This window comes from Massilia sp. CMS3.1 (assembly GCF_051262535.1).
GTDB lineage: Bacteria > Pseudomonadota > Gammaproteobacteria > Burkholderiales > Burkholderiaceae_D > Telluria.
In genome coordinates, this window is sequence record NZ_JBIMES010000010.1 from 15,164 (window position 1) to 40,056 (window position 24,893).

Below are 24,893 nucleotides of genomic sequence, written 5' to 3' on the forward strand. Positions count from 1 at the left end.
GGAACATTATACGTTTCTTGCGCGGATCAGGCAGGAAGCCGTTCAAACGTGCCCAGGAAGGCGTCAAGCTGCGGCAGCGCTGCCGCGAGGTCGGCGTACAGGCCCCTGTCGGCCGCTGTTTCGAGTGCCGCGCACAGCGTGGCCAGCTCGGTTGCCCCGAGATGCGCGGCACTGCCGCGCAGCCCGTGCAGCACGCGCGCGCAGGCGTCAAGGTCGCCCGTGTCGAGCGCTGACCGAAGTTCGGCACGGCGGCGCGGCAGGTCGGCGGCGAACGCCGCACGCATGCGTGCATGCAGGGCAACGGCCCGGTCCTCAGGCGGCGGCGCGGACGGGGCGTGCGTACTCCCCACACCGAACATGGCGTCCAGTTCGGCCGTGGTCGGCCTGGCGGCCCCCATCGACGGCAGGTCGATGCCGCGCTGCAGCTGGCGCTCGATGGCACGGCTCAGTTGATAGTGCAGCGCCGTTTCGTCGATCGGCTTGGCAAGGAAACCGTCCATGCCACAGGCAAGGTAGCGGTCGCGGTCTTCGTCGCTGGCGTTCGCGGTCAGCGCGACGATCATCAAGTGCTGGTCGAGCACGGGTGCATCGAGCGTACCGCCGGCACGGATCAGGCGCGTGGCCGTGGCGCCGTCGATTTCCGGCATGCGCCCGTCCATCAGGATGATGTCGAAGCGCGTGCGCGCGCAGGCGGCAACGGCCAACGCGCCGTTTTCGACGACGTCGATCTGGTGGCCCATTTCCTCGACCATCATGCGCGCGATGATCTGGTTGGTGGCAAAGTCTTCGGCGCACAGCACGCGCAGGCGATGGGTGTGGGGCATGCGCGGCGCGTGCTCGACCGTCGGGGGTTCCATGCCGTCAGGCAGCGGCAGCACGAAGCTGAAGGTGCTGCCCTCCCCCAATGTGCTCGTCACGCCGATCGTGCCGCCCATCAAATCCACCAGTTGGCGGCAGATCGCCAGGCCCAGCCCGGTGCCGCCGTAGCGGCGCGTCGTGGTCGTGTCGGCCTGCTCGAACTTCTGGAACAGCCGCGGCAGCGCATGGGAAGCGATACCGATTCCGGTGTCTTGCACCGAAAAACGTATCATATGCTGCGTCCCGGGTGCCTGGTCTTCAAGCCGGCGCTCGACCCGCAACATCACTTGCCCGTGCGGCGTGAATTTAAAAGCATTGCCGACGAGATTGATCAAGACCTGGCGCAGGCGCGTCGGGTCGCCCACCACGAAGCGCGGCAGGTCGTCGGCCAGGTCGATCGCAAAGCCGACGCTGTGCGCCGCCGCCTGTTCGCCGAACAGTCCGACCACGTTATTAATCGCCGCGCCGAGCGCGAAGTCGATGTTTTCGATGGTCAGCTTGCCGGCCTCGATTTTCGAGAAATCGAGCAGGTCGTTGATGATCGCCAGCAGCGACTCGGCATTCGCCTGGCCGCGCGCGATCTGCTCGCGCGTGCTGTCGCGCACGCTCCCGTCGCGCAGTGCGAAGCTGAGCATGCCGATCAACCCGGCCAGGGGCGTGCGCATCTCGTGGCTCATATTCGCCAGGAACTCCGCCTTCTGGCGTGCCGCGTCCTCGGCGCGCTGCCTGGCCAGTTGCAGGCGTTGCTCGTTTTCATACAGGGCGCGGTTGGCCCCTGCCAGTTCGTCGGTATTGCGCCGCACTTCGCGCTCGCGCTCGCGCAGTTCCTCGGTCTGGCGCTCGAGCAGGCTGTTCTGGGAGGCGATTTCCTCGGTACGCTGGCTGACCAGGCGTTCGAGGCGCGCCTTCTGGTGCGACAGGCCGCGCACGCGCAGCGCGTAGCCGCCGTAGCAGGCGCCCATGAACAGGAATGCGGCGATGGTGCGGAACCACCAGCTGCCCCAGACCGGCGGCTCGATTGTGATGGCAAGCGTGGCCGGGGTCTCGCTCCAGACCCCGTCCTTGTTGGCGGCGCGCACCCGGAACACATACTCGCCCGGATCGAGGTTGGTGTAGGTGGCAAAGCGTTTTCCGGCGTCCGCGTTGACCCAGCCATGGTCGAAGCCTTCGAGTTTATAGGCGAAGCGGTTGCGTTTCGGGGCCGCGTAGTGCAGAGCCGAAAATTCGAGCGAGAAGACCGAGTGTGTCGAGGAGAGCGTGATCGCGCGCACGCTTTCCACCGGGCCGGACAGCACGCCCGGGTAGGCCTCCTGTAGCGGGCGGTTGAAGACCTGGATGCCGGTGATGACCGCGCGCGGCGCGATCCGGTTGTGGCGCAAGGCCTTCGGATCGAATGCCGTGATGCCGTGGAAGCCGCCGAAGTACAGGGTGCCGTCGGGCGCACGCATCGCCGAACCGTCGAAGTAGGCGCCGTCGATGGTACCGTCGGCCGCGGTGTAACTGCGCCAGCTGTTGTTGGCCGGGTCGAAACGCGACAGGCCGTTGTTGGTGCTGACCCAGATCACCCCATCGGCATCTTCCAGCATCGCGGCCACCGCATCGTCGACCAGGCCGTCGCGCGTCGTGTAGTGCACGAAGCTGACCGAGCCGTCGGCGGCCGTCACCATCTTGTCGAGGCCGCCTGCGGTGCCGACCCAGACATTGCCGGCCCGGTCCTCCAGCAAGGCATGGACTTCGTCATGGCCGAGACTGGTGACGTCGAAGGCATCATGGCGGAAATGACGGAATCGCTTGTTGGCACGGTCCAGCAGGTCAAGACCATTGAAGGTGCCGATCCAGAGCCGGCCGCGCCGGTCCTCGAGCACAGGACGCACCATGTTGTCCGACAGGCTGGCCCGGCGCTCAGGGTCATGGCGGTAGGTCTCGACCGCGCGCGTGCGCGGGTTGAGGTGGTGCAGCCCGCCGCGGGTGGCGATCCAGACCATGCCGTCGCGCGCAAGTGCCATCGCGCGCACAGTGTTGGCGTTCACGTCACCGGGGACCAGCACCTGGCGTGTGAAGCGTCCAGCGGCCACGTCGAAGCGCGTGATACCGGTGCGCCCGCCGACCCAGACGATGCCGTCGCGGCCGCGCACGACGGCATTGATCGAGGAGTCGATCGGACTGTTCGCATTGTCCGGCTCATGGCGCCAGGTGCGGTAGGCGTCAGCACCGCTTTTCGAGGGGTCGTACAGCTGCAGGGTGTTGCCACTGGCCAGCCACAGCCGGCCGCTGCCATCGTTGTCGATAGCGCGCACCCGGTTGTCCGCGGGCTTGCCGGTGCCATCCTGCTCACGCAGGAGGCGCGCGAAGCCTCCGCTGCCGAGATCGACACGCGACACGCCGGCATACCAGGTGCCGACCCAGAAAGTACCGACACGGTCGCGGAACAAGGACGTGATGTGGTCGTCCGCCAGGCTGTTCTTGTCGCTGACCACGCGGCGGTGCGCCTCGAAAGCGTCGCGCGCCGGTTCCCAGCGGTACAGGCCATCATCGTGCGCGCCGACCCATACCTGCCCCTTGCCATCGTCGTAAATCTTGGAGATCGATACCCGCCCGATGCCGTCCGCGGGGCCATACCGGCGCGACGCCGCACCGGCCGCAGCAAGCGGCATCCGTTCAAGCCCGCTGAGCAAGCCGATCCAGAGATTGTCGCTGCGATCGACGAGCAGTGCCTGCACCGTTTCGCGCAGCCCCGAGGACAGTGCATGGTGCTCGAAACGCCGCAGCGCGGGGTCGAAGCTGTCGACGCCGGCGCCTGTGCCAATCCATAGACGTCCGCGCCTGTCGAGGGCAAGTGCGTTGACCTCGTCGCTGGCCAAACTGTTCGGGTCGCCCGCGACGTGGTTCCAGGTTGTGAAGCGCGCACTGGCGATGTCGAAGTGCTGCAGACCGTCGCTGGTTCCCAGCCACAGGCCGTTCTTGCCGGCGTCGGCGATGGCAAGCACGTGGCGGTTGCCGCTGCCGCGCCGTGCAGACTCGTCGCGCGGGAGAAACCGGCGAAACGACTGGGTCGTCGCGTCGTACAGGGCCAGCCCGCCATCGGTGCCGATCCACAGCCGCCCTGTTGGATCAACGTGCAGCACACGGATATAGTTGCTGCCCAGCGTGGTCGGGTCACCGACGACGTTGCGGAAATTGACGAAGCGGTAACCGTCGAAGCGCGACAGGCCGTTCTGGGTGCCGAACCACATGAAGCCGTCGCGGTCCTGCGTGATCGCCAGCACTGTTTCCTGGGCCATGCCGTCTTCGACGCTCAGGTGCTCGAAGCGCAGCGTCGGTGTCGGCGCGGCCAGGGCCGACGCGCCTGGCCAGCCGGCCAGCGCCAGCAGCCATATGAACAGCAGCGCCCTCATGCGGCGCGCAATGGCGAATGCACCGGCCGGAAAACAGGCTTTCCGGCGCCGGCGACGAAGAGGTAGGGTGTTGGTTGACGGTCCACTTCGCAAGGTTATCAAACAAAGCAGGAGCTGAGGGAATTTATTGCCTTAAAGCCACTGCTAATCGCCTTTTGCAACCCCTTCGCGTCGCGGATCGGCACCACCGAACCACCACGGCTCGCCGTGGATCGGCAGGCGCATGATGCCGTGCAGGCCGGAATTCTGTTCACTCTGGCGCACCGCGTGCCCGCGTGCTTTCAACCCATCGACGGAGGTCTGGGGAAAGCGCCCGGCTTCCAGCTCAGTCGGACCATTGCGGCTGCCAAAGTTCGGCAACGCAATCGCCTGCTGCACGTTCAGGCCCCAGTCGAGGGTCCCGACCAGCACTTTCGCTACATAGTTGATGATCGCCGGGCCCCCGGGCGAACCGACCGCCAGCACCAGTTGCCCGGTCTTCTTGTCGAACACGACGGTGGGCGACATGGCGCTGCGCGGACGCTTGCCGGGCTCGACCCGGTTCGCGACCGGGCCGTTCGCATCCTTCGAATTGAAGGAAAAATCGGTCAGCTGGTTGTTCAGGATGAAGCCGCCCACCATCTGGCGCGAACCAAAAGCGTCTTCGACCGTCGTCGTCATCGACAGCCCGGCGCCGTGGGCGTCGACCACGACCAGGTGCGAGGTCGACGGGGTTTCGATGGCGTTGTCCTTGCCCCAGGCCACGTCCATTCCCGGCGGATTGCCGGCCGGCGCTTCGCCCATCGAACGTTCGCCGATCAGCGCGGCACGTTGGGCGAGGTAGGTCTTGTCGATCAGGCTAGGGACGCCGCGTCCCGGCAGCGGGACGAAATCGGTGTCGGCCGCGTAGCGGTTGCGGTCGGCATAGGCCAGGCGCCCGACTTCGGAGAACAGGTGCACGGCATCGATCCCCGGCACGCCGTCGCGCGGGGCGAGCTTCGCCATGTCGCGCGTCTCGAACATGCCGAGCATCTGGGCCACGGCAATGCCGCCCGAGGATGGCGGCGGCATGCCGCACACCGTGTAAGCGCGGTAGTCGCTGCAGACCGGCGCACGCAGCTTCGGGCGGTAGTCGGCAATGTCCTTTGCCGTCAACAATCCCGGATTCGTCGGGTGCGCCTTGACCTTGGCCGCGATCTCGCGTGCGATATGGCCCTTGTAGAAGACGTCGGCGCCGCCTCCTGCAATCTCGCGCAGGGTTTTCGCCAGCGCCGGATTCTTCAGGATGTGGCCGACCGGCCAGGGTTGGCCGGCAGGGTCATAGAAATACGCGGCCGCCGCCGGGTCCTTGCGGATGTGGGCGTCCCAGGTGAGCAGGCCATTCAGGCGCGGACTGACCGCAAAGCCGCGTTCGGACAGGCGGATGCCGGGGCCGAACAGGGTTTTCCATGGCAGCTTGCCGTGCTGCTTGTGCGCCAGCTCGAGCATGCGCAGCACGCCCGGGGCGCCGACCGAACGTCCGCCGACCACGCCGACCGTGCGCGACACCGGCGTGCCGTCCGGATTCTGGAACAGGCGTTCGTCGGCGGCCTTCGGCGCCGTCTCGCGGCCGTCGAAGGCTTGCACTTTCTTGCCGTCGTAATGCATCAGGAAGGCGCCGCCGCCGATGCCCGAACTTTGCGGCTCGACCAGGGTCAGCACGAGTTGGGTGGCGATCGCGGCATCGATCGCGGTGCCGCCCTTTTTCAGCATTTCGTAGCCGGCCTCGACCGCGAGGGGATTGGCGGCTGCCACCATGTACTTGCGCGCGGCCCAGCCTGCCTTGTCGGCATAGCCGGTCGCGATTTCGGGGGCGCGCTGGGCGGTGTCTTGTGCCAGGGCGGTGCCCGGCAGCGGCGCAAGCGCCAGCAATGCCGCCGCGCAGGCCAGGGTTTTCAACTTGATCATCGGGTCTCCAAAAGCAAAACGGGCGCGCGACCTGGGTCGCGCGCCCGATACGGTTGGCATCCTACATCAAATTGCCAGACGGCTCATTCCAAAGCCTATTTCGGTTGCATGCGGATCGCGCCATCGAGGCGGATCGTTTCGCCATTGAGCATGACGTTTTCGATGATCGCTTTTGCCAGGTGGGCAAATTCCTTCGGCATGCCAAGACGCGGCGGGAACGGGACCATCTTGCCCAGCGAATCGCGCACTTCCTGGGCCATGCCCATCAGCATCGGCGTTTCGAAAATGCCCGGGGCGATCGTCATCACGCGGATGCCGCTGCGCGCCAGGTCGCGTGCCATCGGCAGGGTCATGCCGGCCACGGCCGCTTTCGAGGAAGCATAGGCCGCCTGGCCGATCTGGCCATCGAAGGCCGCGACCGATGCGGTGTTGATGATGATGCCGCGTTCGCCGTATTCGGCACCTTCGGTATTGCCCATCGCTTCGGCTGCCAGGCGCGACATGTTGAAGGTACCGACCAGGTTGATGTTCACGGCGCGCTGGAATACGTCCAGCGGGTGCGGACCGTCCTTGCCGACGGTTTTCACCGCCGGCGCCACGCCGGCGCAGTTGACCAGGCCGCGGAGCGTGCCCAGGGCCACGGCGGCGGCCACGACCGCCTGGCCGTCGGCTTCAAGGGTGACGTCGCACTTGACGAACTGGCCACCGAGTTCGGCCGCCAGCGCGGTGCCGGCCTCGACCTGCACGTCGGCGATGACGACCTTGCCGCCCGCTTCCGTGATCATGCGCGCAGTAGCCGCTCCCAGGCCCGACGCGCCGCCGGTGATGATGAACACATTGTTTTGAATTTGCATGGTTTCCCTTTATCGCGTTCTTTTGACGTTTACGTTAACGTCAACCCGGAAGATTGTAGCGAACTTTCGGCTGGAAAAACCAGGTTTAGCTTAAAAGCATTGCATCGTATTCCCGCTGCGGGTGCACAGGCGCCCCGCGCTGTTGACGGCTGCGTTGCCGACGCCGGTGTTGTAGATCGTGCCCCCGGTGTCGGTGCAGATGCCGCCCACACAATTGTTGATCTGTGCAGGCCCCGGGACAATCGCGGTCGGCTGGGGCGGCGGCAAGGGCGACCGCAGGGGCGCACCCGGCGCGACCGCCGGAACGATGTCGACGCGCTGAGGAGCGGAACTGCGCGCGGACCGGTCGGCGCCCTTCTTCTGCCCCTTGCGCCCATCGACCTTGGCCGGATCCTTCGGCTGCGGGGCCGGACGCGCCGATGGATCGACTTCCAGCTGGCGCGCCGCCGGGTTGGCGCCGGCCTTTTCCTGCTGCGCTTGTGGGCTCTGCCCGGGCTCGGCCCCCGGTTCGGATTTGATGGGCGGCGAATGCAGTACCGGGCCGTAGCTGGGACCGGTGGGGTCCGGAGCGCGCTGCGGCTCGGCCGGCCGATACTGGCCTGCCTGCGCCTGGGACTGCCCTGCCTGGGCTGAGGCTCCCTGCGCGGCGGTACTGGCCGCCAGCGCCACCAGCAGTGCCACCGCAATGTGAGCGGCGCGTAGCGGCCTGGAATGTTTTGCGTGCTTCATGCTCGTCTCCATGGGCAATTTGCCGATGAAGCAATTATCTGCCGCCATGAACCGGAATGGCGCGCGCCTCACCCTGGCAATTGGCAGCTGTAGCGAGCCTGTCATGTCCGCGTCAGCTTCGCGCGTTACGCTGGCGAACCATCGGCGTGTGCGACAACCAGACAATCAACGGAGACCCAATGCAGACCGTACTCGATCTCTACGAGGCCAAACGCGGCAGCGCCACGGACGCGCTGGCGCACCTGCGCGACGACGACATGATCATCGTGCCGACCGGCGTCGGTGAGCCGCCCACCTTGCTCACTGCGCTGTCGGACGAGCGCATGCGCTGGCGCGGCATTCGCGTGGCGCAGATCCTCGCCATGCGCAAATACGGCTATTTTGACCAGGACACGGCGCAGCACGTGCGCCACGCCGCCCTGTTTTTCGGCGGCGCCTCACGCGCCAGCGGCCAGGGGGGGTGGTGCGATTTCATCCCCAACTATTTTTCTGAAATCCCGACCCTGATCGAGCGCGACCTGATGCCGGCCGACGTCGTCTTCGCGATGGCGTCGAGCATGAATGCGCAAGGCTATTTTTCGCTCAGCCTGGGCACCGACTACACGATGGCCGCCGTCGCCAAGACGCGCGCTGTGGTGCTGGAAGTCAATCCAAACGTCCCCTTCGCGCATGGACACTGTCATGTCCACATTTCGCAGGTAACGAGCCTGGTCGAGAGCACCGATCCGATCCTCGAAGTCGGACTCCCCGGTATTGGCCCGGTCCAGGAAGCGATCGGCAAGTACGTGGCCGACATGATCGAGGACGGTTCGACCCTGCAGATCGGCTATGGCGGCATCCCCGATGCTGTCGTGATGCAGCTCACAGGCAAGCACGACCTCGGCGTGCATACCGAGATGATCGGCGACGGCATCCTCACGCTGGTCGAATGCGGCGCGGTCACGAACCGCAGGAAAACCCTGCTGCCGGGGAAGATGGTGGCGACCTTCGCACTCGGCTCGCGCCGCCTGTACGACTTCATGCACCACAATCCCATGCTCGAAATGCATCCCTCGAATTTCACCAACGACCCGTATATCGCCGGCCAGAACGACAAGCTCATGTCGATCAACGCCAGCTTGCAGGTCGACCTGCTCGGCCAGTGCGGCAGCGAAAGCATCGCCCACCTGCCCTATTCAGGCACCGGCGGCCAGGTCGATTTCGTGCGCGCGGCGAACCGTTCGCGCGGCGGCAAGTCGTTCATCGTGCTGCCCTCCACGGCGAAAGACGGCACGATTTCGCGCATCGTATCCACCCTCACGCCCGGGACGCATGCGACGACCAGCAAGAACGACGTCAACTACGTCGTCACCGAATACGGCGTGGCCCAGCTGCGTGGCAAGTCGGCGAAACAGCGGGCGCAGGAACTGATTGCGATTGCGCACCCGGATTTCCGGGCCTCACTGCGCGAACAGGCAAACAGGATGTGCGTGTTCTGACGGGCGCTGGCGCGGCGCAATCTCGCGGCACCGCAGCGTTGGCCATGCCATCATGAGGCGCGCCTCGCACTGCACAGCCATGGACAACGAATGCCAGAACAACCCAACAGCCTGCCTCATGCCCCTGCCGATCGCCTGGAGGTCGGCGCTCGCCTGCGCCAGTACTGGAAGGCACGCCAGGTCAGCGGTTGGCAAGTCGCCGGGCTGACGTTCGTGTTTCTATGGTTCTTCATCGGTGGCATCATGCATTTTGTCGCGACCGACCTCGAGGCGCGCATCGTGCCGCCCTATGTGCCCTGGCCGGTGGCGGCGGTGATCGTCAGCGGCGTCTTCGAACTGCTGGGCGCATTCGGTATCCTGCTGGCGCCAACGCGCAGGCTGGCCGGTGTCGGACTGTTCGTGCTGACGCTGGCAGTCACGCCCGCGCATGTCTACATGCTGCAGCAACCGGCGCTTTTCGCCGTACCGCTCTGGGCACTCTGGCTGCGCTTGCCGATCCAGGCCGGCTTGCTCTGGCTGATCCTGTGGAGCACCTGGCGACCGCGGCGGGCACACGCGCTTGTCTAATGACCGATGAGCGCGCCCGCTTACGCGGGTAGCGGTCCGTCGCGCATCGTCTGCTTCAACTGCGCGCGCAGTTCCGGCGTGTCGCTGTGCCCATGCACACTGACCGCATGCTGGACCGCGACCGCCATCAATTCCTGTTCGCTATCCGCCGCAATCGTCACCGAGCAATTCATGTCGCTCGGAAACTCGCGGCAATCGATGTATTTGCGTGCCATGATGAACTCCTCAGCAGGGTTATCCATGCCCTCAGTGTAGGTGCTGGCGGCGGCACTTCAAGCAGACCCGACTATAGGAAAAACGATGAGCGACAGCATCAGGATTGAAGAACACGACCATCTGCGCGGTTCGTGCGACGCCCAGGTCACGCTGGTCGAATACGGCGATTTCGAATGCCCCTACTGCGCCCGCGCGCATGCGGCCTTGAGCGAACTGATGCAGGAGCATGGCGAGCGCGTGGCGCTGGTCTACCGCCACCTGCCCCTTGGCGACGTGCACCCCTTCGCCACGCCGGCAGCCGAAGCGGCCGAGGCCGCCGGCGCCCAGGGCAAATTCTGGGAGATGCACGACGCCCTGTTCGAAAACCAGGGCAGGTTTGACGAAGACGCGCTGCCGGCGCTGGCCTCGAACCTGGGCCTGGACGCGGGGCGCTTCGCTAGCGAACTGGCCGATGGAACACACAGCGCCCGGGTCGAACAGCAAGCAGAGGGAGGGCGCGCGCTCGGCGCCCGCGGCACGCCAAGCTTTTTCATTAACGGCGAGCGCTATCACGGCGATTCGGACCACGCCTCGCTGGCCTCGGCGCTGAAGAAGGCCCTCGGCGAGGCCTGAAGCAGCGGGCGGCGCGGCGCCCGTCAAGGGCGCGCGCTGCCCGCGCACTCAATTGTGCGCGCGCGGCTCCTGCGCCACCGTGCGCACCGTCGCTGCGCCGGCCGGCTGCACCGTCCCTTGCACCGGCGGCTTGGCCGACCATTTGAGTTGCGCGATCTCCGGCTCGGATACGGCAACCCAGCCCGCGGCCGGCAACAGCGGCACCATCAGCAGCGCGACAATGTTGATGATCTTGATAAGCGGGTTGACGGCCGGGCCCGCCGTGTCCTTGTACGGGTCGCCGACCGTGTCGCCGGTGACCGCCGCCTTGTGCGTGTCCGACCCCTTGCCGCCAAAATGGCCATCCTCGATGTATTTCTTGGCGTTGTCCCAGGCGCCGCCGCCGGTCGTCATCGAGATCGCCACGAACAGGCCGGTGACGATGGTGCCCATTAAGAGGCCACCGAGCGCCGCCGGTCCGAGCAGCATGCCGACCGCCACCGGCACCACCACCGGCAGCAGCGAGGGAATGATCATCTCGCGAATCGCGGAGGCGGTCAGCATGTCGACCGCCTTGTGGTACTCCGGCTTGCCGGTGCCGGCCATAATGCCGGGGATGTCGCGGAACTGGCGCCGCACCTCGACCACGACCGCGCCCGCGGCGCGCCCCACCGCTTCCATCGCCATCGCCCCGAACAGGTAGGGAATCAGGCCACCGATGAACAGGCCCACGATCACCATCGGGTTCGACAGTTCGAACGCCGTCGACATCCCGGCCATGTCGAGCGCATGGGTGTAATCGGCGAACAGCACCAGCGCCGCGAGACCGGCCGAGCCGATCGCATAGCCCTTGGTCACGGCCTTGGTGGTGTTGCCGACGGCGTCCAGCGGGTCGGTGATGGCGCGTACCGCATCGGGCATGCCGCTCATTTCGGCGATGCCACCGGCGTTGTCGGTGATCGGGCCATAGGCGTCGAGCGCGACGATGATGCCGGCCATCGACAGCATGGCCGTGGCCGCGATCGCGATGCCGTACAGCTGCCCGAGCTGGTAAGCCGCCAGGATCGCGATGCAGACTACCAGCACCGGGTAGGCGGTCGACTTCATCGACACGCCCAGGCCAGCGATGATGTTGGTGCCGTGGCCGGTGGTGGAGGCTTCGGCGATGTGGCGCACCGGCTTGAAATCGGTGCCGGTGTAGTACTCGGTGATGTAGACCATCAGGCCGGTGAGCACGATGCCGACGACCGCGCATCCGAGCATGCTGGCGCGCATGTCCGCGTCTTCCCAGACCAGCCAGGTGACGGCCACGAAGCCCAGCAAGGAGAGTCCGGCGGCCCACCACAGGCCCGTGTAGAGGGCCGACATGATCTTGCGTCCCGGACGGTGGCGCACCATCGAGCAGCCGACGATCGAACCGAGGATGGAGACCGCGCCCAGCAGCAGCGGGTAGACGACGGCCGCGCCGTTTTCGCCGCCCACCAGCAGCGCGCCCAGCAGCATGGTGGCGATCAGGGTCACGACATAGGTTTCGAACAGGTCGGCCGCCATGCCGGCGCAGTCGCCGACGTTGTCGCCGACGTTATCGGCAATCACGGCGGGGTTGCGCGGATCGTCTTCGGGGATGCCGGCCTCGACCTTGCCTACCAGGTCGGCGCCGACGTCGGCGCCCTTGGTGAAGATGCCGCCGCCCAGGCGCGCGAAGATGGAGATGAGCGAGGCGCCGAAGGCCAGCCCGATCAGCGGCACGATGACGTCGTGGCGCGACTGCCCGTTGCCTTCGGCCATGCTGGTCAGGTACCAGTAGAACAGGGTCACGCCCAGGAGGCCCAGGCCGACCACCAGCATGCCGGTGATCGCGCCGCCCTTGAAGGCCACGCTGAGCGCCTGCTTCATGCCGACCGAGGCGGCCTGCGCCGTGCGGACATTGGCCCGCACAGAAACGTTCATGCCGATGAAGCCGCAAGCGCCCGAGAGCACCGCGCCGATGAAGAAGCCGAGCGCCGTGCCGGCGCCGAGCAGTGCGTAGATCGCAAGCAGCAAGACCAACCCGACGATGCCGATGGTGCGGTACTGGCGCCCGAGGTAGGCCGCGGCGCCCTCCTGGATGGCCTGCGCGATCTCCTGCATGCGCGCGTTGCCGGCGTCCTGCCGGAGAATCCAGGCGCGGGCCCAGAGCCCGTACAGTACCGCGATGACGCCGCATGCCACGGCAAACGCAAGATAGTTTGCAGCCATATCGTCCCCTTAGTTTTTAGATCAAGTCACAAACACACATTGAAAGATGCTCACCTCTTCGGCGAAGCAGTCTGCCTCACTGCGTACTGCACTACTTTGATTCAAACCTATGGTGCCATCCGGGACGAAAAAAAAGCGGACATCGCTGTCCGCTTGCTGTCTTACTCCGAGAGCGCGGCGAATGCCGCGTCACGTACCTGTTCGACTGGTCCCACACCCGTGATCTTGCGGTATTTCGGGGCGCCGGGCAGGCCCGACTGGGCCCAATTGTTGTAATAGCCGAGCAGCACTTCGGTCTGGTTATGGTAGACCGAGAGGCGCTTCATGACGGTTTCTTCCTTGTCGTCGTCGCGCTGCACCAGCGGCTCGCCGGTGAGGTCGTCAAGATCGGCGACCTTCGGCGGGTTGAACTTGGTGTGGTACACGCGGCCCGAGGCCGGGTGCGAGCGGCGCCCGCTCATGCGTTCGACGATCAGTTCGTCCGGCACGTCGATTTCGAGCACATAGTCGACATTGATGCCCTTGTCCTTCATGGCGTCGGCCTGCGCAATGGTGCGCGGGAAACCATCGAACAGGTAGCCATTCGCGCAGTCGGCCGCCTGCAGGCGGTCCTTGACCAGCCCGATCATGATGTCGTCCGACACCAGCCCACCTGCGTCCATTACTTTTTTCGCCGCCATGCCCAGTTCGGTGCCGGCCTTGATCGCCGCACGCAGCATGTCGCCGGTGGAGATCTGCGGGATATTGTATTTTTCCTTGATGAAGTTAGCCTGGGTGCCTTTGCCGGCGCCAGGCGCTCCTAACAGAATGAGACGCATGAAAAATTCCTAAGACGGATGGTAGATGTTGAAAATTGTTATTGTGTTGGCAAAGAATTGCGGTTGATGCATATCTGACTACCTTGGTACGAAACTTACCACAAAAGTAAGCCTCAACGCCAATCCCGGCTGTTGCTTCATCGGGTTTATTGAGATACCACAGCTAGTCCAGGAATCAATTGCCACGCGGATCAAGACGCATACCGCAGGCGTACCCGCGCCAGGTCTTCCGGTGTGTCGACACCCCCCTCGGGCGCGCTGTCGGTCACGTGGACCGCGATCGGGTAGCCATGCCAGAGTACGCGCAACTGTTCCAGCGCTTCTATCTGCTCCAGCGGTGCCGGCGCCAAGCCGGGATAGGCTTGCAGGAAGGCGTTGCTGTAGGCATACAGGCCGATATGGCGCAGCGGGGCGTAGCCCGGGGGCAGCGCGTCGCGTGTGGCGGCAAAGGCGTCGCGGTGCCAGGGAATGCTGGCGCGCGAAAAATACAGCGCCCTGCCCGCCTTGTCGAGTACGACTTTCACGACGTTCGGATTGAATACGTCGTCTACAGAATGCAGCGGATGGGCGCAGGTAGCCATCGGCACGTCAAGGCTGATGCGGCTGGCGCAGGCGGCCAGCAGCGTCGGATCGATCAGCGGCTCGTCGCCCTGCAGGTTGACCACCACCTCGTCAGGCGCCAGGCCCATCGCGCGCGCCACCTCGGCAATGCGGTCGGTGCCCGACGGATGCTCAGCCCGTGTCATGCGCGCCTCGACGCCATGCACCGCGCAGGCAGCGAGGATATCGGGATGGTCGGTGGCGACGACGATGCGCGCGGCGCCCGACTCGCGGGCGCGCTCGGCAACGCGCACGACCATCGGTTTGCCCCCCAAATCGGCAAGCGGCTTGTTCGGCAGGCGGGTCGAGGCGAGCCGGGCCGGGATGATGACGGTAAAACGCATGTGCGCTTACACAGGCTCGACCTTGCGCGCCTGGTCGGCCCACATGATCGGGATGCCGTCGCGGATCGGGAATGCCAGGCGGTCGGGGCGGCACGTCAGTTCCTGGGCCTTCTTATCGTATTCGAGCGGTCCCTTGCACAACGGGCAGACCAGGATATCAAGCAGGCGAGCGTCCACGACATTTCTCCACAATATGTTCGGCCAGCGCGGCATCGATGCGCGCGGTGACCGGGACCACCCACAGCCGTGGATCGTCCTTCAGGTTTTCAAGTTGCCCACATTTTACTGCATCCTTCTCGGTGATCAGGATGACATCGGCATCGACGCCGGCAAATGGGTTGTCGCGGAAATCGTAGTGATCAAGCAAGGGCAGCTCGGCAAACGCGAGCCCGGCGCCGCGCAGCAGGGTAAAGAAGCGGCCCGGGTTGCCTATCCCGGCTGCCGCCAGCACACGCTGCCCGGCAAAGGAGGACAGGGGCCGGCGCTGCGCCGGGTCGCACAAAAGCTCGGCCCACTCGCCCACCAGCTGCATGCGAAACGGTGTGCCGCCCACGCTCGCTGCCAGCTGCGGCGTGATCTCCGGCGCGTTGACGACCGTGACATCGCGCCGGCGCGCCGGTCCTTCGCGCAGGGGTCCGGCCGGCAACAACCAGCCATTGCCAACGCCGCGCCCGTCGAACAGCAGCACTTCGATGTCGCGCGCCAGGGCGTAATGCTGCAGGCCGTCGTCGGTGATCAGGACATCGACTTCGGGATGCGCTTCTAAAAGCGCCCTGCCCGCCTCGAACCGTTTGCGTGCGACCACAACCGGGACGCCAGTGCGGCGCGCGATCAGGAGCGGCTCGTCGCCCACCTCAAGCGTATTGGAAGCGGGCGTCACCTCACGCGGCGCCTCGCCTTCGGCGCCGTGGCCGCGCGAGATCACGCCGGGCTTGAATCCAGCCTGCACCAGGGCATGCGCCAGCCAGATCGTCAGCGGGGTCTTGCCGGTGCCGCCAATAAAGATATTGCCGACCACAATAACGGGCACCGGCAGGCGCCCCGCCCTCAGGATGCCCGCCCGGTACAGGGCGGCACGCAGGCTCGCCAGGGCCCTAAACAGCAACGAGACCGGCCACAGCGCGCAGGCGAGCGGCCCGCGGCGCAGCCAGGCGCGCGTCATGATCGACGTTAAGGAGAAACTCGGGGAATTGTTTTTCGACATAGGAGAACAGAAGCAGCACCGCGCGGCACCGCTCCCAAGCGACCGCTTACTTCTTGCCGCCGGTCTGGGCAGCGAAGGTCAGCTTGTCATAGCCGGCCACGCGCGCCGCTTCCAGCACATTGATCACCATCTGGTGCATCGCGAACTGATCGGCATTGACGATGATGACCGGATCAAGCACCGGCTGGCCGTTCGCGCCGGAACGGGCCGCCGCCTTCAGGTCGTCGGCCAGGCCGGCCACGCTGTTGAAGGAGACCGGCGTGTTGTTCACGGTGTAATTTCCCTTGGCATCGATCGTGACGTTGATCTCGAACGGCTTGTCCGCGACCTTGTCGGCATCGGCCGTCGGTAGCGTGATCTGCAGCTCGGTGAACTTGCTGTAGGTGGTCGAGACCATCAGGAAGATCAGGACGACCAGCAGCACGTCGATGAACGGGATCAGGTTGATCTCCGGATCCTCGCGCTTCTGGCCGCGGCGGAAATTCATCATTTGCGCGCCCCGTGGACGACGTCGACGAATTTCACGGCTTGCAGTTCCATGTCGATGATGAAGCTGTCGACCAGGGCGCGGAAGTGGCGGTAGGCCACCAGCGCCGGCATCGCGATGGCGAGACCAAAACCGGTGTTGTACAGCGCCACCGAAATGCCATGGGCGAGCTGGGCCGGGTTGGCGCCGCCCGTGGCATTTTGCGAACCAAAAATCTCGATCATGCCGACCACCGTGCCAAACAGGCCCATCAGGGGAGCGAGCGAGGCAATCGTGCCGAGGGTCGTCAGGAAGCGTTCCAGCATGTGGGCGACGCCACGGCCGGCCTCCTCGATCGACTCTTTCATCACGTCGCGCGGCGCGTCGACATTGCGCAGCGCGGCGGCCAGCACGGTGCCGAGCGGGGAGTTCTGCTCGAGCGTCTGGATGACCTCGGGTGTGACCTTCTTGCTGCGGTGAACCTGGATGACTTCGCCGAGCAACTGCTTCGGCAAGATCTTTTCACGGCGCAGGTAAATCAGGCGTTCGATGATCAAGGCCAGGGCGACGATGGAGGCAATCAGCAATGGCCAGATGGGCCAGCCGGCGGCTTGAAGAATAGCGAACAAGTGAACTCCTGAAGGATGAGAAACGAATCCGGCAATGTAGCAAGTTGGCAGCAATGCGGCAAGTGCAGTTCTGCACAAGTTCTGTGGATAAAATTGTGCGCAATGCGCTGATCGGCATCAAAGCATGTTGATTCTTAAGGGAATTTTTGCTATGCGCAATAATGTGGCAAGGTGGGAAACTCTGCGCTTTTGCCGGACCACGGCATGCACGAGCCCGACCGCAGCTTTTGACTTGCAAACATTTTCTGTGGATAAAATTGTCGCAATGCGCTTCTCTGGTCGTTAAGCTATTGATTTTAAAAATAAATTTCTTACTGGCGTCAAATCGAGCACCGCAGCTTATCCACATCGGCCTTGCGCCAGTCCCGTTCACTAGCGAAGTTCAGCCGCGCCATATTGACCGCTGACGCGTCTGTGCACACTTTCTGTGGAAAAGAATGTGCGCAAGCCTGCTTGTGCTGGCTTAAGTCCTTGATTCGATTCAGATTAAGATGCGTGCGTGTTTTTTTGGCAGGCACGGCGATTGTTAACCACGACGCCCGGTGCATTCCTGGACCGACCACCCATCCCGCAGCGCAGAATGTTCTGCACATTTTCTGTGGATAAAATTGTGTGGAAACTTCTTGAGGAAGCACAAGTGCCTTGATTTAAAACAGAAAATTGCTTGTGCATAAAAATGTCGCACACTGGCGAAAATGGCGTCCCGACGCCTTTTTGCCGCATATTTAATTGGGTTTGCGCCACTCTGCCGTGGAATCTCAGCAGTAAGAGGCTTCTGTGCACACAAACTGTGGAAAACAATGTGCGCAAGATCAGTAAGGTCTGCTTAAGCGATTGATTCTAAACAATAAACTACCCCTTGCCCGCTTTTGCAGCAGTGGACAAGTGTCACTGTTGAGTTCCCCACATTTTCTGTGGATAAGATTGTGCTCAACTGCATCCAGTTTGCTGCAAGTACTTGATTTTAAACAAACCAGCCCCTGCTGCAAGCAAATAAGGCGCCCAGCGCGGCCATGCGATTCGGCACGAATAGCCCTTGTCCCGGAGCCACGCTTATGCCATAAGCTGTCGGCTCCACCAATCCGCAACCATGCCCATGTTGAACGATCCAGATTCCGACGCCGCTTATGCCGCCCCGCCCGTCCTTACCGTCACCGCACTGAACGTCCAGGTCGCGCGCCTGCTCGAGCGTTCGTTTCCCTTGATCTGGATTGGCGGCGAAATCTCGAACTTCACCCGTGCCAGTTCCGGCCACTGGTATTTCACCTTGAAGGATGACGCCGCCCAGGTGCGCTCGGTCATGTTTCGCGGCCGTGCCCAGTACGCCGGCTTCGTGCCGCGCGAAGGCGACAAGGTCGAGGTGCGCGCCCTGGTCACGCTGTATGGCGCGCGTGGCGACTACCAGATCAATGTCGAAGCGATCCGGCGCGCCGGCGTGGGCCAGTTGTATGAGGCTTTCCTGCGCCTGAAGGAAAAACTCTCGAGCCAGGGCCTGTTCGACCAGGACCGGAAGCGCCCGCTGCCGCTGTTTACGCGCTCAATCGGCATCGTCACCAGTCTCCAGGCTGCGGCGTTGCGCGATATTCTCACTGCCCTCAAGCGGCGCGCGCCGCATGTGAACATCGTGCTGTATCCGGCGCCCGTACAGGGGCAGTTTTCGGCTGACAAGATCGCCGAAGCGATCATGACCGCCTCACGTCGCGCCGAGGTCGACGTGCTGCTGGTCTGCCGCGGCGGCGGCTCGATCGAAGACCTGTGGAGTTTCAACGAAGAAGTCGTGGCCCGGGCGATCGCCGCCTGCAGCATGCCCGTGATTGCCGGCGTCGGCCACGAGACCGACGTCACCATCGCCGACTTTGCCGCCGACATGCGCGCCGCGACACCGACGGCCGCCGCTGAGCTGGCAGCCACGCCGCGCGACGACTGGATGAGTTCGCTAGCGGCGGACGCGACCGACCTGCGGCGCGCCATGCGGCGCCAGTTGTCGGAAGCGAACCAGGGGCTCGACAACCTCAGCCGGCGCCTCTTGAGCCCGACGGCGCAGATCGCGCACCAGCGCCTGACACTGCGCGCGATGGCCTCCAGCCTGACCCACGTGGTGCGCGCGCCCGTGAATCGCGGCGGCGTGCTGTTGGCGCAACTCCAGCAGCGCTGGGCCCGCCACCGGCCCGATGTGCGCTCACTGCGCGGCCAGATCATCTCGGAAGGACGCCACCTGAACGCAAGCCTGTGCAGTGCTGTCAAACGCCGGCGCGATGCGCTCGGCGGCCTGGCTGCCCAGCTCGAACTGCTCAACCCGCAACGCACGCTCGAGCGCGGTTATGCGATTGTCAGCAATGCCGAAGGACATGCCTTGCGCGCGCCGGGAGAGATCAAGGCGCGCCAGATGTTGACCGTGCGCCTGGCCGAGGGCAGTGCCGAAGTGAAGGTTTCAAGTGTCCAGGCGCGGATCGAATAAGCGCGCCTGACGCGGGATTGGCAGCAAACGAGCAGCGCCTGCCTATCCGGTTTAGAATATGCGATGTTTTCGAAGCATTAATTCGTTTCCAACCAATAAAGGAATAAGACATGGAACATACTCTGCCACCGCTGCCGTACGCGAAAGACGCACTCCAGCCGCACATCTCCGCCGAGACCCTGGAATACCACTACGGCAAGCACCACGCCACCTATGTGACGAACCTGAACAACCTGATCAAGGGCACCGAGTTCGAAGCCATGTCGCTGGAAGAAATCGTCAAGAAGTCCTCGGGCGGCATCTTCAACAACTCGGCCCAGGTCTGGAACCACACCTTCTTCTGGAACTGCATGACGCCAAACGGCGGCGGCACGCCAACCGGCCCGGTGGCTGACGCCATCAACGCCAAGTGGGGTTCGTTCGACAAGTTCAAGGAAGAGTTCTCGAAGTCGGCCCTCGGCAACTTCGGTTCGGGCTGGACCTGGCTGGTGCAAAAGGCCGACGGCGGCGTCGACATCGTCAACACCTCGAACGCGCACACCCCGCTGGCGTCGGACGACAAGGCCCTGCTGACCTGCGACGTCTGGGAACACGCCTACTATATCGACTACCGCAACGCCCGCGCCAAGTTCGTGGAAGCGTTCTGGAACCTGGTCAACTGGGAATTCGTCAGCAAGAACATGGCGTAATAACAGAAGCTGTTTCGTCATGATCAAGTTCGGAACAACTTGATTAATGCGGAACCCCTCTGGCCTGACTCACAGCCCGCTGATGCGGGCTTTTTCCATTTCAACGCCCGCTCAGATAAAGAGCGCCTGGCGTCTACTTCCGGCCCGGAGCCGGTCTTGTATCCTGATCATTTGTGTAGTTGCAGACGCTTTAACCCATTCCATAGGACTACCGAGACCATTAACCAGAACGTGAATGTCTGTAGAAATTCTATCTTCCGGATGTGATCCGCGCCGACGAATCCCATCATTAACGATACCGAGCCAGAAGGCGAGATTCCGTGATGGTCAACTAAGTATGCGACAGGCCAACCTCCGGCTACAAAGGTGCAGCCCTGAACGCAGTCCATGCTTCCTGGTATCAGCGCGACGACCTCGCGAGGCACAAGGCTAGAGACTAACGTTGACATCATCGCTACAAAAAGATGTAAAAAAAAACTTCTTCATTTTGCTTGGAGTCATTGATAAATGAGACGAGTTCTATGCGGTCTTCCTCTGGCAGCTTGCGGTCGTTCGGGAGCGTCTGCTTTCGACCCGACGCCGATGTGCGCAAGGCAGGCATTCGCTTCTCGTATGGCTTGCAACCAGTCCTCCCACATCGCAGGGTCTGCTGGATCATCGTCTTGAAATATCTCCATACTCATGCTTCCCAGAAGTGCACCGATCTCGTCTGCGTTCGTTGACGCATAATGTTTTTCTAAAAAACGGACCATTGCCTTGTAGGCCAGCACGGTATCCAAGTTCTCCATTGTCAAACTCTTTTTCCAGGCTAGTTGATGACTGCTTCCGGGTCGATTCCGACCCTTGCTGAATAACCGTAACCGATCCAAAGCAGACACGACTAACCAGCACTGAGGGGAAATCCATTGCCGCGAACCAGGTCAAGTGCGCTGCCACTTACAGCAATATTTCTGCAATCATCTCGCCAAGCTCATCAATATTAGTCTCGACAAACCCGAGCGATGCGTAAAACTTGTGTGCCTTATCCATCGTTCGGCTTCGCCCTATCTTCTCGTCCGATTATCGCATTCCGGATCAGCCAGCGAATGAAGCGGGGCGTTTCTTTTCGCGGCCACGCCCCAGTGCGCCATGACAACGATTTACCGACGACAAACTTGATCTAGAACAAGTCTTCACGCCAATGCCTCATTTTGGTGCGTATTGGGGCGTTTAATGGTTTCGGTACATTTCCTGATGCAAACCAAACTGCCCCACTATCGAGGAGGAAAACACGTGACCATCCACAAACTATTGGCCGCGGCCTGTTGCGTTGCCGGCGCACTGGCAATGAGCGGCTGCGCCGTGCCCGGCATGGGCGGCAAGGTCGTGCTGTCGACGGACAAGACCTATCCGGCAATCGGGCCGTACTCGCAGATGGTCGGCCACGGCAAGCTGATCTATTTCTCGGGTGTGATCCCCTTGAACAAAGCCGGCACCGCGGTCGAGGGCGCGACGATCGAAGAGCAGACCAAGTTGGTGCTCGACTACATCGGCCTGCAGCTGGGTTCGCAGGGACTGGACTACGGTGATGTCCTGATGAGCACGGTCTACATGAAGGACTTGAACGACTTCGCCACCATGAACCGCATCTACGGCACCTACTTCCAGAAGGACCCGCCCGCCCGCGCCACAGTCGAGGTGGCACGGCTGCCGCGGGACGTGAAAATCGAGATCGCCGTGATTGCGGCGCGCCGCTGAGTTAACAACACTACAGGAGACCAGGATGCGCAATTGCACAGCAGAGCATGACGAAACAGGTTCCAGGACAGACTTCCCCGCCGTACCCGAACACTGGGGCCGCAACCGGCGCGATTTCCTGCGCATCCTCGGGTCGGGCGCACTGGCGGCCACGCTCGGCCCGCTCGCCGGCTGCAGCAGCGGCAACGCCAGCAGCCGCAGCGACGAGCTGCGCACGCAACTGCTGGCCGACGAACGATTCTGGGCCGACGTCAACGCGATGTTCCCGCTCAATCCGGCCAGGCGTTTCATGAACATCGGCACCGCCGGCTCGATGCCGAAGGTGTCACTCGACCTGTTCGACCTCGAGAACCGCGCCAAGGCTGCCGATTCGCTGAGCGGCTACACCAACCTGCTGACCGAGCGCACCCAGGTCGCGCCAGGCTTCGGCGTCGATCCCGACGAGCTGGCGTTCTCGGCGAACACCTCGTCCGGCATGTGCCACGCGATCCTGGGCATCGTGTGGAACCCGGGCGACGTCGTCGTCACGACCAACCATGAGCATCCCGGTGGCGACGTTCCGCTCGCGATCGCCGCCGCGCGCTACGGCATCGAAATCTCGCGCGTTGCGCTCCCGGTAGGCAACAACCAGACCGCGCAGACCTATGTCGCCCTGTTCGACGACCGCATCCGCGCATTGCGCACCCAAGGCAAGCGGGTGCGGGCAATGATGTGGTCGTCGCCTACCTACAAGACCGGCACGATGCTGCCGATCGCCGAGCTGATGGAAGTGGCCAGGCGCCATGAGCTGATCAGCATCGTCGACGGCGCCCATCTGCCCGGGATGATGGCCTACGACTACAGCGGGTTCGGCATGGACTTCATGTCGGGTGCCGGGCACAAGTGGCAGTGCGGCCCCGGCTCGACCGGCATCCTGGTCGTGCGCAACAAGATCCGGCCGTCCAATCCGCTGCCGCTGCCGAACTGGTACCCGATTCATACCAGCAGCTGGACGCCGCGCGCGCGCACCACCAACGGCACCGCGACGTATGACATCGGGTCGGTCATCACCGCCTGCGGCAGCCTGCACACCCCGATGTTCCGTGCACTGGTGTCGGCCTGCGGCGTGTGGGACCAGATCGGGCGCAAGAAGGTCGAAACCTACGACCTGACCCTGTCGGCCTACCTGAAGGAGCTCATTACGCAACTATGGGGCGCCGACCGCCTGTATTCGCCGAAGGACGACCCGAAGCTGGTCTCCGCGATCACCTCGTTCAATCCGTTCGTGAACGCAGCCGACGTCCTCAACAGCGTCAAGTCGGGCCAGTTCGTGACGCGCATGCTGAGCGACTACAACCCGGGGTTCGTGATCCGTAACGTGAATGTCCCGGTGATCGGCGCACCGAGCGACCACTACGTCGTGCGGATTTCGACGCACCTGTGGACGAGCGTCGCCGACGTCGACCGCCTGGTCGATTCGATGTGGGACCTGAGCAGGAAGATGGGCTGACCTGGCACCAGGCGGCGCTTTGCACCCTCCCCGATTTGTACCGAAAATGTACGCAACTGTCGGCAGAATGTAGTAATCCTGCGCCAGGCCGATTGCTTCGATACAATATCGGGGAGGAGAACAGCATGTACCGAGTATTACTGGTGGAAGACGACGCGCGCCTGGCCGAGCTCGTTACCGAATATTTGTCCGGCTACGAGTTCGCGGTCGAACTGGTGACCCGCGGCGACGAAGCACTGACACGCTTCCAGGCGTTTGCGCCCGACGTCGTCGTGCTCGACCTGATGCTGCCGGGCCTGGACGGGATGGTGGTGTGCCGCCAGATCCGCGAGCTGTCGGAGGTGCCGATCCTGATCCTCACCGCGCGCGAGGATTCGTATGACGAGGTGTCGGGCCTGGAGCAAGGAGCGGACGATTTCGTCAACAAGCCGGTCCAGCCGCGCGTGCTGCTGGCACGCCTGCGCGCCCTGCTGCGCCGTACCCAGCAGAAAGCCGCGCCGGACAGCGGCGAGCTCGTGTTCGGGGCGCTGCGCATCGTCGGCGCCGACCGCACCGTGTATTGGCGCGACGAACTCTGTGTGCTGAGTAATACCGAATACAAGCTGCTGCTGGTGCTGGCCGAGGCTGCCGGACGTGTGCTGTCGCGCGACGAATTGCTGAAAAAAATGCGCGGCATCGAATTCGACGGGCTGGACCGCAGCATCGACAATTGCATCTCTAAACTGCGGCGCAAGTTCGACGATGCCAAGTCGGAAAAGATCAAGACGGTGTGGGGCGAGGGCTACCTCTTCTCGCCCTCGGCCTGGGCTTAAAGGCTTACAACAATCCCAGCGCCTGCAAGCTGGCCTTGCCCAGCGGTACGCGCTTGGCGCCGGTGGCATCGTCCGGAATATCCAGGTTCAGTGCAAACGTATACAGCTTGCCGTCCTTCTTCACCAAGCCCACCCACCAGCCGATGTCGGGCCCTGCGCCCGGCGTACCCCAGCCGGTCTTGGCATACAACTCGCCACTGCCCTCCTGACGCAGGATCTCGCGCACGCCGGCCATCGCCGCCTTCGGCACGGGCAAGCTGTCCTGCGCGAGCTTGTCGAGAAACATGGTCTGCTCAAGCGCGCTGATCTTCAATGGCCCGTCCAGCCAGAAGGTATCGACCACGGTGCCCGGATCCATGTTGCCGTAATTAAGCGCCTGCAAACCCTTGCGCATGCGTTCCATGCCGATGCGACGCGCCAGGCCCTGGTAGACCGGCACGTTCGAGACCTTGATCGCGTCGCGCAGCGACATGTCCTGCGCCCATTCCGGACGCCGCGTCGCCCCGCCGCCATACGGCAGCACCTGGTCGACGTTCGTCACCACGCCGCTGGAGAGACCAATCAGACTGTTCGCGATCTTGTAGGTCGATGCGGGAAGGTACCGTGTCCCGGCGCGCTCCCGGTCATGGACGATGTACGCGTCTTTGGAAACGTCGTGCACGATGAAGGTTGCGCTCACGCCTTCCTGGCGGAACAGCTGGGCCAGCTGGGCACTCTCTTTCCATTCGGCGCCCTGGGCCAGGATGCAAAACGGTAACATCAGCAGGGGGAGCAAACGGCGCATGGAAGATCCTG

Annotated in this window: 22 protein-coding genes; 8 read left to right on the top strand and 14 right to left on the bottom strand. The window is 63.6% G+C overall.

Annotated features, from left to right (window positions below; genetic code table 11):
- Nucleotides 1-26: 26 nt before the first annotated feature.
- The 4 genes from ACHAC9_RS16545 to ACHAC9_RS16560 form a co-directional block, all read right to left on the bottom strand.
- A complete protein-coding gene (locus ACHAC9_RS16545; RefSeq protein ID WP_435761321.1) occupies nucleotides 27-4,253 on the bottom strand; it encodes a two-component regulator propeller domain-containing protein in 4,227 nt (1,408 codons plus the stop codon).
- A gap of 144 nt (nucleotides 4,254-4,397) precedes the next feature.
- The gene (gene ggt / locus ACHAC9_RS16550; RefSeq protein WP_435761323.1) at nucleotides 4,398-6,179 is read right to left on the bottom strand and encodes a gamma-glutamyltransferase; all 1,782 of its coding nucleotides are present in this window, start codon (nucleotides 6,177-6,179) and stop codon (nucleotides 4,398-4,400) included.
- 95 nt (nucleotides 6,180-6,274) lie between these two features.
- A complete protein-coding gene (locus ACHAC9_RS16555) occupies nucleotides 6,275-7,033 on the bottom strand; it encodes a 3-hydroxyacyl-CoA dehydrogenase (RefSeq protein WP_435761325.1) in 759 nt (252 codons plus the stop codon).
- A gap of 90 nt (nucleotides 7,034-7,123) precedes the next feature.
- Nucleotides 7,124-7,762 (bottom strand): hypothetical protein, encoded by a 639-nt coding sequence (locus ACHAC9_RS16560; protein WP_435761327.1) that lies wholly within the window; start codon nucleotides 7,760-7,762, stop codon nucleotides 7,124-7,126.
- A gap of 179 nt (nucleotides 7,763-7,941) precedes the next feature.
- Between ACHAC9_RS16560 and ACHAC9_RS16565 the strand changes: the two genes are divergently transcribed.
- Complete coding sequence (locus ACHAC9_RS16565) at nucleotides 7,942-9,240, top strand: acetyl-CoA hydrolase/transferase family protein (RefSeq protein WP_435761329.1); 1,299 nt, start codon at nucleotides 7,942-7,944, stop codon at nucleotides 9,238-9,240.
- A 90-nt stretch (nucleotides 9,241-9,330) separates the two neighbouring features.
- Nucleotides 9,331-9,807: a DoxX family protein gene (locus tag ACHAC9_RS16570; RefSeq protein ID WP_435761331.1), complete on the top strand. Its 477-nt coding sequence runs from the start codon at nucleotides 9,331-9,333 to the stop codon at nucleotides 9,805-9,807.
- A 20-nt stretch (nucleotides 9,808-9,827) separates the two neighbouring features.
- Here ACHAC9_RS16570 and ACHAC9_RS16575 read toward each other — a convergent pair whose 3' ends face one another.
- Entirely contained in the window at nucleotides 9,828-10,022 is a 195-nt protein-coding gene (locus ACHAC9_RS16575; protein ID WP_435761333.1) for a DUF1059 domain-containing protein, read from the bottom strand.
- A gap of 85 nt (nucleotides 10,023-10,107) precedes the next feature.
- Here ACHAC9_RS16575 and ACHAC9_RS16580 point away from each other — a divergent pair, with 85 nt between their 5' ends.
- The gene (locus ACHAC9_RS16580; RefSeq protein WP_435761335.1) at nucleotides 10,108-10,635 is read left to right on the top strand and encodes a DsbA family protein; all 528 of its coding nucleotides are present in this window, start codon (nucleotides 10,108-10,110) and stop codon (nucleotides 10,633-10,635) included.
- A 48-nt stretch (nucleotides 10,636-10,683) separates the two neighbouring features.
- Here the strand turns inward: ACHAC9_RS16580 and ACHAC9_RS16585 are convergent, their stop codons facing one another.
- The 7 genes from ACHAC9_RS16585 to ACHAC9_RS16615 form a co-directional block, all read right to left on the bottom strand.
- The gene (locus tag ACHAC9_RS16585) at nucleotides 10,684-12,852 is read right to left on the bottom strand and encodes a sodium-translocating pyrophosphatase (RefSeq protein WP_435761337.1); all 2,169 of its coding nucleotides are present in this window, start codon (nucleotides 12,850-12,852) and stop codon (nucleotides 10,684-10,686) included.
- A gap of 161 nt (nucleotides 12,853-13,013) precedes the next feature.
- The gene (gene adk, locus ACHAC9_RS16590) at nucleotides 13,014-13,670 is read right to left on the bottom strand and encodes an adenylate kinase (protein ID WP_435761339.1); all 657 of its coding nucleotides are present in this window, start codon (nucleotides 13,668-13,670) and stop codon (nucleotides 13,014-13,016) included.
- Nucleotides 13,671-13,861: 191 nt separating this feature from the next.
- Nucleotides 13,862-14,614, bottom strand: coding sequence for a 3-deoxy-manno-octulosonate cytidylyltransferase (kdsB, locus tag ACHAC9_RS16595; protein WP_435761341.1), 753 nt, complete (start codon nucleotides 14,612-14,614; stop codon nucleotides 13,862-13,864).
- 6 nt (nucleotides 14,615-14,620) lie between these two features.
- Nucleotides 14,621-14,791, bottom strand: coding sequence for a Trm112 family protein (locus ACHAC9_RS16600; RefSeq protein ID WP_435761343.1), 171 nt, complete (start codon nucleotides 14,789-14,791; stop codon nucleotides 14,621-14,623).
- Complete coding sequence (lpxK, locus tag ACHAC9_RS16605; RefSeq protein WP_435761345.1) at nucleotides 14,772-15,776, bottom strand: tetraacyldisaccharide 4'-kinase; 1,005 nt, start codon at nucleotides 15,774-15,776, stop codon at nucleotides 14,772-14,774. Before lpxK ends, ACHAC9_RS16600 begins: the two co-directional genes overlap by 20 nt.
- Nucleotides 15,777-15,864: 88 nt before the next feature.
- The gene (locus tag ACHAC9_RS16610) at nucleotides 15,865-16,305 is read right to left on the bottom strand and encodes an ExbD/TolR family protein (protein WP_435761664.1); all 441 of its coding nucleotides are present in this window, start codon (nucleotides 16,303-16,305) and stop codon (nucleotides 15,865-15,867) included.
- A complete protein-coding gene (locus ACHAC9_RS16615) occupies nucleotides 16,305-16,913 on the bottom strand; it encodes a MotA/TolQ/ExbB proton channel family protein (RefSeq protein WP_435761347.1) in 609 nt (202 codons plus the stop codon). The genes ACHAC9_RS16610 and ACHAC9_RS16615 overlap by 1 nt, the downstream gene beginning before the upstream one ends.
- Nucleotides 16,914-18,009: 1,096 nt before the next feature.
- Between ACHAC9_RS16615 and xseA the strand changes: the two genes are divergently transcribed.
- Complete coding sequence (gene xseA / locus ACHAC9_RS16620) at nucleotides 18,010-19,371, top strand: exodeoxyribonuclease VII large subunit (RefSeq protein ID WP_435761349.1); 1,362 nt, start codon at nucleotides 18,010-18,012, stop codon at nucleotides 19,369-19,371.
- 110 nt (nucleotides 19,372-19,481) lie between these two features.
- A complete protein-coding gene (locus tag ACHAC9_RS16625; RefSeq protein WP_435761351.1) occupies nucleotides 19,482-20,060 on the top strand; it encodes a superoxide dismutase in 579 nt (192 codons plus the stop codon).
- 497 nt (nucleotides 20,061-20,557) lie between these two features.
- On the opposite strand, the gene ACHAC9_RS16630 is transcribed toward ACHAC9_RS16625, so the two are convergent.
- Nucleotides 20,558-20,848: a hypothetical protein gene (locus tag ACHAC9_RS16630; RefSeq protein ID WP_435761353.1), complete on the bottom strand. Its 291-nt coding sequence runs from the start codon at nucleotides 20,846-20,848 to the stop codon at nucleotides 20,558-20,560.
- 538 nt (nucleotides 20,849-21,386) lie between these two features.
- On the opposite strand from ACHAC9_RS16630, the gene ACHAC9_RS16635 reads away from it, so the two are divergent.
- From ACHAC9_RS16635 to ACHAC9_RS16645, 3 genes are all read left to right on the top strand, one after another.
- Entirely contained in the window at nucleotides 21,387-21,797 is a 411-nt protein-coding gene (locus tag ACHAC9_RS16635) for a Rid family detoxifying hydrolase (protein ID WP_435761666.1), read from the top strand.
- Nucleotides 21,798-21,822: 25 nt separating this feature from the next.
- Complete coding sequence (locus ACHAC9_RS16640; RefSeq protein ID WP_435761355.1) at nucleotides 21,823-23,286, top strand: aminotransferase class V-fold PLP-dependent enzyme; 1,464 nt, start codon at nucleotides 21,823-21,825, stop codon at nucleotides 23,284-23,286.
- A 107-nt stretch (nucleotides 23,287-23,393) separates the two neighbouring features.
- Complete coding sequence (locus tag ACHAC9_RS16645) at nucleotides 23,394-24,098, top strand: response regulator (RefSeq protein WP_435761668.1); 705 nt, start codon at nucleotides 23,394-23,396, stop codon at nucleotides 24,096-24,098.
- Between the two features lie 4 nt (nucleotides 24,099-24,102).
- Here ACHAC9_RS16645 and blaOXA read toward each other — a convergent pair whose 3' ends face one another.
- The gene (gene blaOXA, locus ACHAC9_RS16650; RefSeq protein WP_435761357.1) at nucleotides 24,103-24,882 is read right to left on the bottom strand and encodes a class D beta-lactamase; all 780 of its coding nucleotides are present in this window, start codon (nucleotides 24,880-24,882) and stop codon (nucleotides 24,103-24,105) included.
- Nucleotides 24,883-24,893 lie beyond the last annotated feature (11 nt).

Bases quoted from the DNA above. Each gene is read 5' to 3' on its own strand.
- ACHAC9_RS16565 (WP_435761329.1), top strand. From the start codon at position 7,942: ATGCAGACCGTACTCGATCTCTACGAGGCCAAACGCGGCAGCGCCACG.
- blaOXA (WP_435761357.1), bottom strand. From the start codon at position 24,882: ATGCGCCGTTTGCTCCCCCTGCTGATGTTACCGTTTTGCATCCTGGCC.
- kdsB (WP_435761341.1), bottom strand. From the start codon at position 14,614: ATGCGTTTTACCGTCATCATCCCGGCCCGGCTCGCCTCGACCCGCCTG.
- ACHAC9_RS16625 (WP_435761351.1), top strand. From the start codon at position 19,482: ATGGAACATACTCTGCCACCGCTGCCGTACGCGAAAGACGCACTCCAG.
- ACHAC9_RS16570 (WP_435761331.1), top strand. From the start codon at position 9,331: ATGCCAGAACAACCCAACAGCCTGCCTCATGCCCCTGCCGATCGCCTG.
- ACHAC9_RS16560 (WP_435761327.1), bottom strand. From the start codon at position 7,762: ATGAAGCACGCAAAACATTCCAGGCCGCTACGCGCCGCTCACATTGCG.
- lpxK (WP_435761345.1), bottom strand. From the start codon at position 15,776: ATGACGCGCGCCTGGCTGCGCCGCGGGCCGCTCGCCTGCGCGCTGTGG.
- ACHAC9_RS16580 (WP_435761335.1), top strand. From the start codon at position 10,108: ATGAGCGACAGCATCAGGATTGAAGAACACGACCATCTGCGCGGTTCG.
- ACHAC9_RS16610 (WP_435761664.1), bottom strand. From the start codon at position 16,305: ATGAATTTCCGCCGCGGCCAGAAGCGCGAGGATCCGGAGATCAACCTG.
- adk (WP_435761339.1), bottom strand. From the start codon at position 13,670: ATGCGTCTCATTCTGTTAGGAGCGCCTGGCGCCGGCAAAGGCACCCAG.
- ACHAC9_RS16575 (WP_435761333.1), bottom strand. From the start codon at position 10,022: ATGGCACGCAAATACATCGATTGCCGCGAGTTTCCGAGCGACATGAAT.
- ACHAC9_RS16545 (WP_435761321.1), bottom strand. From the start codon at position 4,253: ATGAGGGCGCTGCTGTTCATATGGCTGCTGGCGCTGGCCGGCTGGCCA.
- ACHAC9_RS16630 (WP_435761353.1), bottom strand. From the start codon at position 20,848: ATGGAGAACTTGGATACCGTGCTGGCCTACAAGGCAATGGTCCGTTTT.
- ACHAC9_RS16635 (WP_435761666.1), top strand. From the start codon at position 21,387: ATGAGCGGCTGCGCCGTGCCCGGCATGGGCGGCAAGGTCGTGCTGTCG.
- ggt (WP_435761323.1), bottom strand. From the start codon at position 6,179: ATGATCAAGTTGAAAACCCTGGCCTGCGCGGCGGCATTGCTGGCGCTT.
- ACHAC9_RS16555 (WP_435761325.1), bottom strand. From the start codon at position 7,033: ATGCAAATTCAAAACAATGTGTTCATCATCACCGGCGGCGCGTCGGGC.
- ACHAC9_RS16585 (WP_435761337.1), bottom strand. From the start codon at position 12,852: ATGGCTGCAAACTATCTTGCGTTTGCCGTGGCATGCGGCGTCATCGCG.
- ACHAC9_RS16640 (WP_435761355.1), top strand. From the start codon at position 21,823: ATGCGCAATTGCACAGCAGAGCATGACGAAACAGGTTCCAGGACAGAC.
- xseA (WP_435761349.1), top strand. From the start codon at position 18,010: ATGTTGAACGATCCAGATTCCGACGCCGCTTATGCCGCCCCGCCCGTC.